Genomic DNA, 13,792 nt, shown 5'->3' on the forward strand with positions numbered 1-13,792 from the left:
GTTTCGCCACACCGGCCGCACGTTCCCCGCCGCCGAATCACGTTTCCCCGCCACGGAATACGGAAAGGAGTTGGGTTCGCGTTTTTTCGCAACAGGAGGTCGGGGATGAAGGTGTGCCGGGTCGGGCTGGTCGGGGCCGGCAATGTGGCGCAGCGACACGCCCGCGTGCTGGCAGGGTTTGCCGACACCCGGATTGTCGGAGTCACTGACGTCGCGGCAGAGCCGGCCGCGCGGCTGGCCGAGTCGTATGGGGCGCGGAGCTTTCCGGACGTCGCAGCCCTGCTCTCGGCGGACCTGGACGCAGTCTACGTCTGCGTGCCGCCCTTCGCGCACGGCGCCGCCGAGGAGGCGGTGCTGGGGGCCGGGCTGCCGCTGTTCGTGGAGAAGCCGATCGCGGTGGACCGGGATACCGCGCTGCGGATCGCCCGGCTGCTGGAGCCGGAGCGGAAGCGCGGGTCGGAATCGGAATCGACTCCCGGGCGGCGGCGGGTGCTGACCGCGGTCGGGCACCACTGGCGCTACCTGGCGGTGGTCGACGAGGCCCGGCGGATCCTGGCCGGCCGGGAGATCCGGCTGGTCAGCGGCGCCTGGCTGGACAAAGTGCCGCCGGTCGGCTGGTGGCCCCGCCGGGACAGCTCCGGCGGCCCGGTGGTGGAGCAGGCCGCCCACGTGCTCGACCTCGCCCGGTACCTCGCCGGCGAGGTCGACGAGGTCTGGGCCGCCGGTGACGGCAGGCCGCCGCCGGTCGACGGCGCCGACGTCGACGGCGCGACCGCCGCCACCCTGCGGTTCGCGTCCGGCGCGGTGGGCACGCTCACCGCCACCTGCGCGCTCGGTTGGAAGCACCGGGCCGGCCTGGAGGTGTACGCCGACGGCCTGGCGATCGCCGTCGGCGAGACCGGGCTCCTGGTCCGGGACGGCGACGGCGAACGGCAGATCCCCGGCGATCCGGAGGCGGCCCGGGTGGCCGTCGACCGTGCCTTCGTCGACGCGGTCCGGGGCGTCGGCGACGACATCCGGGTGCCGTACGCCGAGGCGTACCGAACCCATCTGCTGGCGCTGGCCGTCGCCGAGTCGGCCGCGACGGGGCGGGCGGTGCGGGTACCGGCCGGGGAGTCGGCCGGGACGAATGGGAGTTCGCCGGTCGACGGGACGACGACGGGCGTCACGGCGCAGCTGGAGCGGGCCGGTGTCTGACGACCTGAACGTGGTGGTGACCGGGCCGGGCGAGGTGGTGTTGCGGGCGGCGGAGGCGTCGCCGCCCCGTGACGGCACCTTCCGGGTGGAGACGCTGTTCACCGGGGTTTCCGCCGGCACCGAGCTGAGCTACGTCAAGGGCACCAACCCGTACCTGTCGGCCGGCTGGGACGCCACGCTGGGACTATTCGTGGAGGGTGAACCGGACACGCCGTACCCGGTGGACCGGCTCGGGTACATGGAGGTGGGTCGGGTCACCGAGAGTCGTACCCCGGCGGTCGCCGAGGGCACGGTGGTGGCGATGACGTACGGGCACCGGACGGCGTACCGGGGCGATCCGCTGGTCGACCGGGTGGTGCCGTTGCCGCCCGATCTCGACCCGATGCTCGGCATCTACGTGGCGCACATGGGCCCGATCTGCGCCAACGGGCTGCTGCACGCCGCCGCCGACCTGTACGGCAGCGCAGCACGGGACCTCGCCGACGGGGTCCGGGGACGACGGGTGGCGGTGACCGGGGCGGGGGTGGTGGCGCTGCTCACCGCCCTCTTCGCCCGGCGGGCCGGCGCCGCCTCGGTGGTCGTACTCGATCCGACGCCGCAGCGGCGGGCGGTCGCCGAGGCGCTCGGGCTGGAGACCCTCGATCCGACGGACGGAGATCCGGCGGTGGTGCTGAAGACCCGGTGGCGGCATGCGGCCGGCGACCGGGGCGCCGACGTGGTCTTCCAGTGCCGGGGGCAGGCGTCGGCACTGCATCTGGCACTGCGACTGCTCCGACCGCAGGGCACCGTGATCGACCTCGCCTTCTATCAGGGCGGCGCGGACGCGGTCCGGTTCGGTACGGAGTTCCACCACAACGGGCTGTCGCTGCGCTGCGCGCAGATCGGCCGGGTGCCCCGGGGGCTGGCCCCGACCTGGGACCGCGACCGCCTGTCGGCCGAGACGATCGCCCTGCTCAGGGAGTACGGCGACGCGCTGCGCAAACACCTCGTCTCGGCGGTGGTTCCGCTCGACGAGGCGCCCGCGGTGCTGACCGACCTCGCCGCGCGCCGACGCCACGAACTACAGGTCGTGTTCGCCGCCTGACGGTGAGCCGGCGGCGGGGGCCGGCAGGGTTGGCAGGGGGCCGGCGGGAGGCCGGTCGACGAGGGTGTGCGTGCCGTGTGCGTGCCGTGTGCGCGGTTCCGGCGACGCTCCGTTCGAGGAAGTGCAGAAGCGAACGGAGACACGGGATGGGCGTACGCCACGGCATCCGGGCCGAGGGCCTGGTCAAACGGTTCGGCAGGACGACCGCACTGGACGGGGTGGACCTGGTGGTCCGGCCCGGCACCGTGCTCGGGCTGCTCGGCCCGAACGGTGCCGGCAAGACCACGGCGGTACGGGTCTTCGCCACCCTGCTGCAGCCGGACGCCGGACGGGTCGAGGTGGCGGGTCACGACGTGGTCCGCTCCGCCGACCAGGTACGGGCGCTGATCGGGCTGACCGGCCAGTACGCGGCGGTCGACCAGGACCTGACCGGGGTCGAGAACCTGATGCTGATCGCCCGGCTGCTGGATTTCAGTCGGGCCGACGCCAGGCGCCGCGCCGACGATCTGCTGGGCCGGTTCGGGCTCGCCGACGTGGCCGGTCGGGTCGCGAAGACGTACTCGGGGGGTATGCGCCGCCGACTCGACCTGGCGGCCAGTCTGGTCAACCGGCCGGAGGTGCTGTTCCTCGACGAGCCGACCACCGGGCTGGACCCGCGCAGCCGGGGTGAGGTCTGGCAGTTGGTCCGGGCCATGGTCGCGGACGGGACGACCGTCCTGCTCACCACGCAGTACCTGGACGAGGCGGACCGGCTCGCCGACGAGATCGTGGTGCTCGACCGGGGGAAGGTCGTCGCCGCCGGCAGCCCGGCCGAGCTGAAGGCGAAGGTCGGCGGGCGGACGCTGGACATTCGGGCCACCGAACCGACGGACCTGCCGGCGGTCGCCGCGCTCGTCGAGGCGAGCGTCGGCGTGGCCCCGGTGCCACATCCGGACGATCCCGGGCTGATCTCCGTGCCGGTGCCGGACGCCGACGCGCTGCCGACGGTGGTACGCGCGCTGCACGACGGCGGGATCCCGGTGACCGAGCTGGCTCTGCGGCTGGCCAGCCTGGACGAGGTCTTCCTGGCGCTGACCGGGCACGGTACCGGGGAGGAGTCCTGATGGCCGCCGTCGCACCCGTGCTGCCCACGTCGTCCGGCTCACCCGTCCGACGCCGCCGTCCGGCCCGTACGCTGCGGCACGCCGGCACCCTCGCCTGGCGGGCGATACTCAAGATCCGCCGCGATCCGCAGCAACTGATCGACGTCACGCTGTCGCCGATCCTCTTCGTCACGATGTTCGTGCTGCTCTTCGGGGGCGCGATCAGCGGTGGCGCGACCGACGGCGGCGATCGCCAGGACTACCTGCGGTTCGTGCTGCCCGGCATCATGGCGCAGGCGATCGTACTGGCCAGCATGGGCACCGGGGTCAACCTCGCCACCGACATCAGCCGAGGAATCTTCGACCGGTTCCGCAGCCTGCCGATCGCCCGCTCCAGTCCGTTGACCGGGCTGATCCTCGGCGACGTGGTACGCCAGCTCGTCGCGCTGGCCGTGGTGATCCTGTACGGCGTGATCCTCGGGTTCCGGTTCCGGACCGGGGTGCTCGCGGTACTCGCCGGATGTGGGCTGATCATGCTGTTCTCGTTCGCGCTCGGCTGGATCTGGGCGTACCTCGGGCTGCTGGTCCGGTCGCCGCAGGGCGTACAGGGCACGGTGTTCCTGGTCGCGTTTCCGCTCACCTTCGCCAGCAACATCTTCGTACCGGCCGGAACGCTGCCCGGCTGGTTGCGGGGGTGGGTGGAGGTCAATCCGGTGTCCCAGCTCGCGGATACCGCCCGGGGGCTGATGATCGGCGGTCCGGTGGCCGGTCCGCTCTGGCCGACGCTGGCCTGGATCGCGGGCATCGTGCTGGTCTTCGGGCCGCTCGCAGTGTGGAGGTACCGGCGCAGCACCTGACGGCCCGGCCACCACCCGCCTCCCCCCTTCCGGGTGGTGCGGGTGGTGGCCGTCGCCGACCATGGGGTGGTGACGGTTCACCCCTGGAAGCGGGACCTGCGCGCCCGGTGCGAAGCCACCTTCGACTTCCTGGTCGGCGAGCACGACTGCCGGAAACGCGGCCGGTTCATCCCGCAGGGACTCGAGGTCTTCTACTGGAACACCACCACCGGTGTCCGGGTACTGACGATGAACCGCGATCCGTTCACGGTGGATCTCTGCGTACTGCCCGAGGGCGGCTTTCCACCCCGCAAGGACGAGTACGGCGCGGGTCGGCGGATCCAGTGGTTCGACGCCTTCCAGGCGGTCAAACTGGTGACCGGCGAGCGGCCCCGGTTCAGCGACAACCAGCTCTACGGCAATGACCAAGCGGTGCTGGACGCCTACGCCGACGCGCTCCGGGGCCCCTGCCGTCCGCTGCTGCGCAGTACCGACGATCCCCTGTGGGCGCGGTTGGAGAGGCAGCTCAACGGCGTCATCGCGGTCAACAAACGCCGGGTCGCCGCGATCGAACGCAGCTGGGGTCTGGCAGAGAGAGCCGAATAGCCGGTTCCAGCACCCGCTGGCCCTACCGCTCGGACCGGGCCACCCGCTCGCCCGGAATCGTGATCGCGTCGTCGACCCGGGCGGTGTTCTCTCACATGTCGGGATGATCTTTCCAGATAGTGGGCGGACGAGGCTACGCTGGCCACCGGACGCGACCGACGGAAGGAACGGGATGGCGGGCACCCGGAACGTGTACACCCACGGGCATCACGAATCCGTGCTGCGGGCGCACCGCTGGCGTACCGCCGAGAACTCGGCCGGCTATCTGTTGCCGTACCTCACGCCGGGCATGTCGCTGCTCGACGTCGGGTGCGGGCCGGGCACGATCACGGTCGACCTGGCCAACCGGGTGGCCCCCGGACGGGTCACCGCCACGGAGATCACGGACGACGCGCTGCAACTGGCCCGGACCGAGGCCGCCGCGCGCGGTCAGGCGAACATCGACTTCGCGGTCGCCGACGTCCACGCACTCGACCTGCCCGATGACACGTTCGACCTGGTCCATGCCCACCAGGTCGTCCAGCACGTGGCCGATCCGGTGCAGGCGCTGCGGGAGATGGGCCGGGTCTGCCGGCCCGGCGGTGTGATCGCCGTCCGCGACAGCGACTATGCGGGGTTCACCTGGTTTCCGCAGGTGCCCGAGCTGGACGAATGGCTCACCCTGTACCGGCGGGCCGCCAGGGCCAACGGCGGCGAGCCGGACGCCGGACGGCGGTTGCTGTCCTGGGCCCACGCCGCCGGGTTCACCGACGTGACGGCGACGGCGAGTGCCTGGTGCTTCGCCACTTCGGCGGACCGGCAGTGGTGGGGTGGGATGTGGGCGGAGCGGATCCTGCGCTCGGACCTGGCCCGACAGTTGGTGACATCCCGGATGGCCACCGAGGACGACCTACGCCGCATCTCACAGGGCTGGCGGGAGTGGGCCGACACCGCAGCCGGGTGGTTCGTCGTCCTGCACGGCGAGGTCGTCTGCCGGGTGTGAGGACCGGGCCCCGATCCGTTCCGTCAGCACCATGATCGCCTTCTCGAACGGTTCCCGCACACCCGCGGCGTGGGCCGCCTGATACCCCTGCCCGAGGGCGGCGCGGGCCGACTCCACCGTGGCGGCGACGTCGGGGTCTCCCAGCGCCGGTACGCCCCGGATCGCCTCGGCCAGTCCGAGCAGGTACGCCGCCGTGGCCGGATCGCCTCCGGCGAGCGCGATCGCCGCCAACGCCTCGCCGGCACTGGCCAGGCTGGGCCGGTGCCGGCCGGGTGTCACCACCGCCAGCAGTTCACGGACGTGTTCCCGGGCCGCGACCAGGTTCCCTCGGGCGGTCGCGGTCAGCGCCAGCCCGAGCAGCCCCGGCGCGTGCAGCTCCGCCCGCACCACCGGGCGGTCGCCGCCGGTCAGCGCCTCGACGGCAGCCCGGTACGCCCGCTCGGCCGTGGCCAGGTCACCGCCGCGTCGGGCCAGCTCCCCCTCGCCGAGGCCGAGCAGTGCCTGTCGGGCGGGAAAGCCCGCCAGGTGCGCCTCGTGGGCCGCCCGGTCGAGGTCGGCGCGCGCCCCGGCCAGGTCGCCGGCCCGGCAGCGCAGCAGGCTCAGCCGGAAGGACATGTGGGTGGTGTCGTCCCGCGCACCCAACTCGGTGGCGAGCCGCAGCGCCTCCTCCAGGTAGCCGATCGCGGCGGTGTTGTCGCCCCGCAGCGCGCTGCTGTCGGCCAGCCCGGCGACCGCGATGCCGATCCCCCACCTGTCGCCGATCTCGCGGAACCCGGCCAGCGCAGCCGCGTAGTCCTGCTCCGCAGCGTCGATGTCGGTGCCGGTGCCGGTGCTGGTGCCGGTGCGCTTCGTCCGCAGCGAACCGCGCAGCGCGAGCCCGATCGCCCGGGCCCACGGGTCGGAATGCTCCAGCAGCGGCGGCAGCCGGGACCAGGCCAGCCGGTCGTCGTCGACGTACACGGCCGACAGTGCCCCGGCCAGCGCCACGAACGGGTCGGCGAGCCCGTCCAGCGCCTCCGCCTCGGTCAACGCCGCCCGGCTGCCGGTCAGGTCGCCGGGCGTGATCTGGAACAGCGCGTGGTACGCCAGCGCTACGGCGCGGGGCCGGGACGGTGTCGTCCCCGGCACGGCGAGACACTGCGCCAACCAGGTGGCCGCCTCGTCGTGCGCGCTGCGCAGCGACCAGAACCGGCACAGCGCGGCGGCCAGCCGTACCGCCGTCGACGCGTCGGCGGAGTCGACCGCCCAGCGGAGCGCGGCGGTGAGATTCTCCCGCTCGGCGCCCAACCGGTCCAGCCAGTACACCTGGTCGGGTCCGCGCAGCGCCGGGTCCGCGACCTCGGCGAGCCGAAGGAAGTACGCCGCGTGCGCCGTCCGGGCCCGGTCGGCCTCGCCGGCGTCGGCGAGCCGCTCGGTGGCATAGTCGCGGATGGTCTCCAACATCCGGTACCGACCGTCGACGAAGGTCACCAGCGACTTGTCGACGAGCCCGCCAAGGGTCTCCAGCACCGCCGGAGTGTCCGCGCGGACCGCCTCGACGCGAGTGTCCACACAGACCGCCTCGACGCGAGTGTCCGCGCAGACCGCCTCGACGGTGTCGATCGTGGCGCCGTCGAGGAAGACCGAGAACCACCGGGCCAGCCGCTGCTCGTCCCGGCCGAGCAGGCCCCAGCTCCACTCGACCACCGCCCGCAGGGTGCGGTGCCGGGGCAGCGCGACCCGACTGCCCCCGGTGAGCAGGCGGAACCGGTCGCCGAGCCGGGCCGCGATCTGGTCCACCGGCAGGGTACGCAGCCGCGCGGTGGCCAGCTCGATCGCGAGCGGCAGCCCGTCCAGCCGGCGGCAGATCCGTACCACGTCCGGCACGGTGGCCGGGGTGACCGCGAACTCGGGCCGTACGGCGGCGGCCCGGTCGGCGAAGAGGCGTACGGCCGGGAAGTCCAGGGCGCGGGCGGGCTCGACGGCGCCGGGCGGCGTACCCAGCGGTGCGACCGGGCACAGCGTCTCACCGGTGATGGCCAGCGGCTCCCGGCTGGTGGCGAGGATCCGCAACTCCGGACACCCGCCGAGCAGCGCGTCGGCGATCCGGGCGCACTCGTCGACGAGATGCTCGCAGTTGTCCAGCACCAGCAGCATCCGTTTGTCCGCCAACGCCTCCAGCAGGCGCCCCAACAGGTCACCGCCGGCCCCGGGAACCGACGTGATGCGCAACCGCAGCGCCTCGGCCAACGCCCGGGGCACCTCCTCGGGTTGGCGTACCGGAGCCAGCTCGACCAGCCACCCACCGTCGGGGGCCAGGCCGGCGTTGGCCCGGGCGGTCTCGGTGGCCAGCCGGGTCTTGCCGACCCCGCCCGGCCCGACCAGCGTGACCAGCCGATTCCCCTCGATCAGCCCGGTCAGCCGGGCGACGTCCGCGTCCCGGCCGACGAAGCTGGTCAGCGGCGCACGCAGGTTTCCGCGCGGACCGCTTTCGGCGCGCAGGATCGTGGTGTGCAGCGCCGCCAGTTCGGCGGACGGGTCGACGCCCAACTCCTCGGCGAGGGTCCGGCGCAGATCCTGGTACGCCCGCAGCGCCTCGCCCGGTCGCCCCGCGTCGCGCAGCGCCCGCATCAGCAGCCCGTACGGGCGCTCGCGCAGCGGATGCGCGGCGGTCAGCTCGGCGCACCGGGCGGCCGCGCCGGCACCGCCGCCACGCTGGAGATCCGCCTCTATCCGGTCCTCGACGGCGGTCAGCCGCAGGTCGGCGAGTCGGGCCGCCGGAGCCTGGACGAAGTCGGCGTCGGCCACGTCGGCGAAGGCCGGTCCCCGCCACAGCGCGAGGGCCTCGTCCAGCAGCTTCGCCGCCACCGCCGGCTCGCCGGCGGCGACAGCCTCGCCGCCGGCCGCCGTCAGCCGCTCGAACTCGACCGAGTCGAGCTGCTCCGGCGCGAGATCGAGCCGATAGGCCCCGGACCGGCCGCCGAGTCGGGCCGGCTCCGGTAGCACCCGGCGCAACCGGAACACCAGGGTCTGCAACGCGTTCGCCGCACCCGCCGAGCGGGTCTCGCCCCAAACGGCGTCGATCAGGGCGTCGGCGCTCACCAGGTGGCCGGCGTCCAGGGCGAGCCGGATCAGCAGCCGGCGCAGCCGGTCGCCCTTGACGTCGACGGTCCGGCCGTCGTCACCGACGACGACCAGCGGCCCGAGCAGCCCGATCCGCACCAGAACCTCCCGCCGCGCCGGTCCACAGCCTCCCGGCCAGCGTACGGGTGGAGCCCGCCGACGCCCCGACGCGCCGAGGGCCGACGGTGCGCCACGCGGGTGCTTTGATGGGCTTCATGGACGTCACCAGGGACGGGCGAAGCTGGCGGATCGGCACGGCCAGCGACGTCGCCTGGATCGCCGGCCAGACCTCGCACGGCCGGTCGGTCACGACGGCGATCCCGCCGGTCTTCGACGCCTACGCCACCTTCCACCCGCCCGACGCCGTGAGTTTCGAGGTCCATGAACGCGCCGTGGTCGACGAACTCGCCGCGCACACCCCGGACCAGCCCTGGTGGCTGGGCTATCTCGACACCGGCGCCCACGACGTCGTCTTCCCCGCCGCGCCGAAGCTGTCCCTCTACTGGGACTGGCCCTACCTGCTGGTCGAAGCCGGACCCGAGCAGGCCCTCAGCTGGCGGACCGGTCACATGCGGGGCGATGGATCGTTGCCCGATCTGATCTTCCCCGCGGATCGCTCCTGGCTCGTCTCCGCCCTCTGGGACGACACCTGGACCGACATCGGCGGCCCCGCTGCCCTGATCGCCGCCCTGCACCGCAATCCGCTGGTCAACGCCCGTCCGGTCGGACCCGACGAGGACGCCCTCCCGCCAGGACTCACCCGCGACTAGGACGGCGTACGAGGGGCTGCGGTTTCAGGCGGTCAAGGTGACGACCCGGCGTTCGGCGGCCGCGGTACGGGCCGCCTCGATGACCCGTAGCGTCTGTACGGCGCTGGCCGGATCGACCGGGAAATCGCCCTCGCCACGCAGCGCGTCGCGTACCTCGGCGTAGAACCGCTCGTAGCGGCCCCGTTCGGTGGGGATCCGCTCCAGCTCGTCGTTGACGCCCAGTAGGCCGGCGTCGGACTCCGGCTCGACTCCCCAGCCCGGGGCGCCGGGACGCATTCCGGCGATCACCTGGGGCTCCTGGACGTCGAGCCCGTACTTGGTGAACGTGGCACGGTCGCCGAGAACCCGGAAGCGCGGGTTACGGGTGCCGGCCAGGGCCGAGGCCCACAGGTGCGAGCGCACCCCACCGGCGTGCCGCAGTGCGACGAAACTGTCGTCGTCGACCGCCACTGCGGCACGTCGCCGATCCAGCTCCGCGTAGACCTCGGTCACCGGGCCGAACAACTGCAGGGCCTGGTCGACGATGTGCGCGCCGAGGTCGTACAGCAGGCCGCCGGCCTCGGCGGGGTCACCGAACTCGCGCCAGTTCTCCTTCGGCTTCGGCACCCAGCGGTCGTACCGGGACTCGAACCGGAACACGCTGCCCAGCCGGCCGGAGGTGAGCACCTTGCGCACGGTCAGGAAGTCCGAGTCGAGCCGGCGGTTCTGGAACACGGTCAGCCCCACGCCCGCCTGCTCGGCCGCCCGGACCACCTGCTCGGCCTCGGCTGAGGTGGGCGCGAACGGCTTGTCCACCACCACCGGCGTACCCGCCTCGATGGCCCGCAGCGCGAGCGGCACGTGGGTCCGGTTCGGGGTGCTGACCACCACCAGGTCGAGCGAGTCGACTCGGTCGAACAGCTCGTCGGCGGTGGGTACGACCTCCGCCTGCGGGTACCCGGCTCGGGCCCGCTGGGCACGTTCCGGGTTGCCGGTGACGATCATCGCGACCGAGAGGCCGGAAGTGGCATCCACCAGTGGGGCGTGGAAGCGCTGCCCGCCGATGCCGTATCCGAGGATGCCGACCCGTAGTTCGGCGGAGGAGGCGTTGCGCATGACGCCTATTTAAGCCCCCTGACCAGTCGGCGACGGCGTTACGCGGCGTCGGGGTGACGCTCGTCCCACTCGGCGGGCCGACCGGACCCGGGGACGCACCGGAGCCGGTACCGGCCAGGTCCGCCGCCGTGGCGAACGGGCCGCCCTGGTTCACGCTTACGGCCCGGTGAGAACTGGTGGAGGAAACGGGATCCGCGTACGTGCGGTGCGGCGCCGTCCCCTCGGCTACCTCCCGGAGGGTGTGGCTGCCGGGGCGATCATCCAGATGTTGGACAGCCTGGGTGTGCCTGCCTCCGCCGGTCGGTGTTGCGGCGGTTCTCCGACGCGTGGTTTGCGGCGGCGAAACGCCGCAAAGACGGCGACCCCTCGGCCCGGTTCCCGAGACGTCGCCGGTTCCTGATGCCGGTCCGTTGGTATCACGGCACCTTCACCATCGAGGGCCGCCGGATCCGGATCCCGACCGCGAAAGGATCGGCGCCGTTGTGGCTGCGGTTGGGTCGGGACCTGCCCTACCCGGTCGACCAGGTCAGGTCCGTCACCCTCCTGTTCGAGGCGGGCCGGCTGTATCTCGACGTGACCGCTGAGGTCCCTGTCGCGTCCTATCCGGCCGGTGTTGGTCCGGATCCGTCGCGGACGGCGGGGGTTGATCTGGGGATGATCCATCCGTACGCGGTCGCCGGCCCGGATCGGCAGGCGTTGCTGGTGTCCGGGCGGGCGATCCGCGCCGAACACCGAATGCACCTGGCCGACACGAAGCGGCGTCGCCGGGCGGTAGCCGACCGGGCGCCGGGTCGGGGTGAGCGGGGTTCGCGGCGGTGGCGGCTGTACCGGCGTCAGGCCCGGCTGGTTGAGGTCCGGCATCGGCGTCGGGTGCGGCAGGCGCAGCACGAGGCGGCGAAGACCGTGATCGGCTGGGCCGTCGAACAACGGATCGGTCGTCTGCGGGTCGGTGACCCGCGTGGTGTTCTCGACCTCCCGGCGGGGCGGCGGCACAACCTGCGGCTGCGGCAGTGGCAGATCGGCCGCCTCATCCACCTCCTGCGGGACAAGGCCGCGCTGGCCGGCATCACGGTCGAGTTGGTGAACGAACGGGGCACGTCCTCGACCTGCCCGACCTGCGCCCGGCCGGTCCGGAAACCATCCGGACGGGTCTTCACCTGCCCACACTGTTCATGTTCTGGGCACCGCGACCTGGTCGCGGCGGCCATCATCGCCACCCGCACGGCGGGCGGCGGACCCACCACCCCACCAGACGCGGCGGCTGTGGTGCTGCCGGGAGTGGTTACGCACCGTCGAGCCGGCCGGCACCTACCCGGCGCCGGTCGGTCCCGACGTGACCCCCGCCGCCCACCCTGCACCAGGGCGACGCGAGGGTCGGTTGGCCAGCGGTGGCCCGCCCCACCACCCGGTGGGGAGTCGCTCGCCCAACAGGCGAGGATCCACAACACCACCGGAAACCCGGTGAACGTTAGTGGACACCGCACTAGGTTCGGTGGATGCGACTAACGGTGCTCGGTGGCTGCGGCGGCTGGCCGACCGCGAACCAGGCATGCAGCGGTTACGTCATCGAGCACGACGGGTTCAGGCTTCTGGTGGATCCGGGTTACGCGACGATGCCTCGACTGCTCGATCTCATGACACCCGACGAGGTCGACGCCGTGTTCGTCACGCACGGGCATCCCGACCACTGCGCGGACCTCAATCCCCTGCTGCGCGCCAGAGCCATGCGGGACGATCCCTCGGCACCGCTGCCTGTGTACGCCCTTCCGGGCGCCCTGGACGCCGTCCTCGCGCTCGACCGGCCGCAAACGCTCGACAGCGCCTACGATCTGCGCGAGTTCAACGCCGGCGACCACTTCGACATCGGCCCCTTCTTTGCGTGGACCCGCATGCTGCCGCACTTCACGCCCAACGCCGGCCTTCGGCTCGAGCAGGGCGGCCGGATCCTGGCCTACACCGGTGATACCGGCCCCAGCCCCGAGGTGGTGGAACTGGCGCGGGGCGCCGACCTGTTCCTGGCCGAGGCCACCCATGCGGACGAGGTTCCGGCCGACTCACGGGAACACCTGACAAGCGCCGACCAGGCCGGCCGGCAAGCCCGGCAAGCCGCCGTGGGACGCCTCCTGCTCACGCACCTATGGCCCGGTTCCGACGTCGAACTGGCCAGGGCAAGGGCCGGTGCGGAGTACGACGGCGAGATAGCGATAGCCACCCCCGGGCTCAACACCGACGTGTGATCCAGCCAGCGACGCCCGCACGGGGGACGCGCGAGGACCTCGGCGCGGCCCCAGCTCGCGGCGGGCTGCGAGCTAGGGCGGGCGCAATGGTGTTGAGGGATCAGGGCGGCAGGGGGATGCTGTCGAGGTGGATCTTGTTGCTTCGCTGCCGGCGTTCGCGGTTGCCGTCGTACTGATCTCGGCCTCGCCGGGGCCCGCGATGGCGTTGATCATGCGTCGTGCCGCGCTCCGGGGGTTCTCCGGTGCGGTGCCGACAGTGCTGGGGCTGGAGGCCGGCCTCTACCTCTGGGCGTTGTTCGCCGCCGCCGGGCTGGCCGCCCTGGTGGCCGCCTCGGAGGTCGCCTTCCTGGTCCTTCGCGTCGTCGGCGCGGGATTCCTGCTGTATCTGGGCGGGAAGGCCCTGCGGTCCGCGTGGCGGAGTCGGCGGGTCGGGCCGGCGGAGAACCTCGACGAGCAGCTTCCGCCCGAATCGACGAGGGGCTGGTGGAAGGCGTTCGGCGAGGGCGCGGTGGTGATGCTGGCGAACCCCAAGGCCGCCGCGTTCATGATCGCGTTCTATCCCCAGTTCGTACCCGCGGACCGGCCGCTGTTCGCCACGACCGCCCTCCTCGCCCTGCTCCAGGTCGCCATCGAGATCGTCCTCTACCTCACGCTCGCGGCGGCGGTCGGCCGGGCCGGCGCCTGGTTCCGCCGACCGGTGGTACGCCGTCGCCTGGACGCGCTCAGCGGCACGGTGCTGATCGCCCTCGGTCTCCGGGTGGCGGCCCAGACCCGCTGACCCGACCCGGCCCGCACGCCGCC

12 protein-coding genes are annotated in these 13,792 nt (G+C 72.9%); 10 read left to right on the forward strand and 2 right to left on the reverse strand.

The window, feature by feature from the left end; all coding sequences use genetic code 11:
* Positions 1–105 precede the first annotated feature (105 nt).
* From ACFP2T_RS29555 to ACFP2T_RS29580, 6 genes are all read left to right on the forward strand, one after another.
* A complete protein-coding gene (locus tag ACFP2T_RS29555; protein ID WP_377427349.1) occupies positions 106–1,197 on the forward strand; it encodes a Gfo/Idh/MocA family protein in 1,092 nt (363 codons plus the stop codon).
* Positions 1,190–2,281 (forward strand): zinc-dependent alcohol dehydrogenase, encoded by a 1,092-nt coding sequence (locus ACFP2T_RS29560; protein WP_377427351.1) that lies wholly within the window; start codon positions 1,190–1,192, stop codon positions 2,279–2,281. The genes ACFP2T_RS29555 and ACFP2T_RS29560 overlap by 8 nt, the downstream gene beginning before the upstream one ends.
* 146 nt (positions 2,282–2,427) lie before the next feature.
* Positions 2,428–3,384 carry an ATP-binding cassette domain-containing protein gene (locus ACFP2T_RS29565; protein ID WP_377427352.1) on the forward strand — a complete coding sequence of 319 codons (957 nt, stop codon included), beginning with the start codon at positions 2,428–2,430 and terminating at the stop codon, positions 3,382–3,384.
* A complete protein-coding gene (locus ACFP2T_RS29570; RefSeq protein WP_377427354.1) occupies positions 3,384–4,220 on the forward strand; it encodes an ABC transporter permease in 837 nt (278 codons plus the stop codon). Before ACFP2T_RS29565 ends, ACFP2T_RS29570 begins: the two co-directional genes overlap by 1 nt.
* A gap of 69 nt (positions 4,221–4,289) precedes the next feature.
* Positions 4,290–4,805, forward strand: coding sequence for a hypothetical protein (locus ACFP2T_RS29575; protein ID WP_377427356.1), 516 nt, complete (start codon positions 4,290–4,292; stop codon positions 4,803–4,805).
* A 190-nt stretch (positions 4,806–4,995) separates the two neighbouring features.
* A complete protein-coding gene (locus ACFP2T_RS29580; RefSeq protein WP_465264278.1) occupies positions 4,996–5,787 on the forward strand; it encodes a class I SAM-dependent methyltransferase in 792 nt (263 codons plus the stop codon).
* On the opposite strand, the gene ACFP2T_RS29585 is transcribed toward ACFP2T_RS29580, so the two are convergent.
* A complete protein-coding gene (locus ACFP2T_RS29585) occupies positions 5,707–8,988 on the reverse strand; it encodes an AfsR/SARP family transcriptional regulator (protein ID WP_377427360.1) in 3,282 nt (1,093 codons plus the stop codon). The two genes, ACFP2T_RS29580 and ACFP2T_RS29585, sit on opposite strands and share 81 nt — an antisense overlap.
* A 116-nt stretch (positions 8,989–9,104) precedes the next feature.
* Here ACFP2T_RS29585 and ACFP2T_RS29590 point away from each other — a divergent pair, with 116 nt between their 5' ends.
* On the forward strand, positions 9,105–9,659 hold the full coding sequence (locus tag ACFP2T_RS29590) for a hypothetical protein (RefSeq protein WP_377427362.1): 555 nt from the start codon (positions 9,105–9,107) through the stop codon (positions 9,657–9,659).
* A 24-nt stretch (positions 9,660–9,683) separates the two neighbouring features.
* Here the strand turns inward: ACFP2T_RS29590 and ACFP2T_RS29595 are convergent, their stop codons facing one another.
* Positions 9,684–10,754, reverse strand: coding sequence for a Gfo/Idh/MocA family oxidoreductase (locus ACFP2T_RS29595; RefSeq protein ID WP_377427364.1), 1,071 nt, complete (start codon positions 10,752–10,754; stop codon positions 9,684–9,686).
* 303 nt (positions 10,755–11,057) lie between these two features.
* On the opposite strand from ACFP2T_RS29595, the gene ACFP2T_RS29600 reads away from it, so the two are divergent.
* From ACFP2T_RS29600 to ACFP2T_RS29610, 3 genes are all read left to right on the forward strand, one after another.
* Positions 11,058–12,260: an RNA-guided endonuclease InsQ/TnpB family protein gene (locus tag ACFP2T_RS29600; RefSeq protein WP_377427366.1), complete on the forward strand. Its 1,203-nt coding sequence runs from the start codon at positions 11,058–11,060 to the stop codon at positions 12,258–12,260.
* Positions 12,261–12,262: 2 nt separating this feature from the next.
* Complete coding sequence (locus ACFP2T_RS29605) at positions 12,263–12,991, forward strand: MBL fold metallo-hydrolase (RefSeq protein ID WP_377427368.1); 729 nt, start codon at positions 12,263–12,265, stop codon at positions 12,989–12,991.
* A gap of 127 nt (positions 12,992–13,118) precedes the next feature.
* Positions 13,119–13,769, forward strand: coding sequence for a LysE family translocator (locus tag ACFP2T_RS29610; RefSeq protein ID WP_377427371.1), 651 nt, complete (start codon positions 13,119–13,121; stop codon positions 13,767–13,769).
* Positions 13,770–13,792: the final 23 nt, after the last annotated feature.

This window comes from Plantactinospora solaniradicis (assembly GCF_042658085.1).
GTDB classification, from domain to species: domain Bacteria; phylum Actinomycetota; class Actinomycetes; order Mycobacteriales; family Micromonosporaceae; genus Plantactinospora; species Plantactinospora solaniradicis.

Bases quoted from the DNA above. Each gene is read 5' to 3' on its own strand.
- ACFP2T_RS29565 (WP_377427352.1), top strand. From the start codon at position 2,428: ATGGGCGTACGCCACGGCATCCGGGCCGAGGGCCTGGTCAAACGGTTC.
- ACFP2T_RS29590 (WP_377427362.1), top strand. From the start codon at position 9,105: ATGGACGTCACCAGGGACGGGCGAAGCTGGCGGATCGGCACGGCCAGC.
- ACFP2T_RS29555 (WP_377427349.1), top strand. From the start codon at position 106: ATGAAGGTGTGCCGGGTCGGGCTGGTCGGGGCCGGCAATGTGGCGCAG.
- ACFP2T_RS29595 (WP_377427364.1), bottom strand. From the start codon at position 10,754: ATGCGCAACGCCTCCTCCGCCGAACTACGGGTCGGCATCCTCGGATAC.
- ACFP2T_RS29570 (WP_377427354.1), top strand. From the start codon at position 3,384: ATGGCCGCCGTCGCACCCGTGCTGCCCACGTCGTCCGGCTCACCCGTC.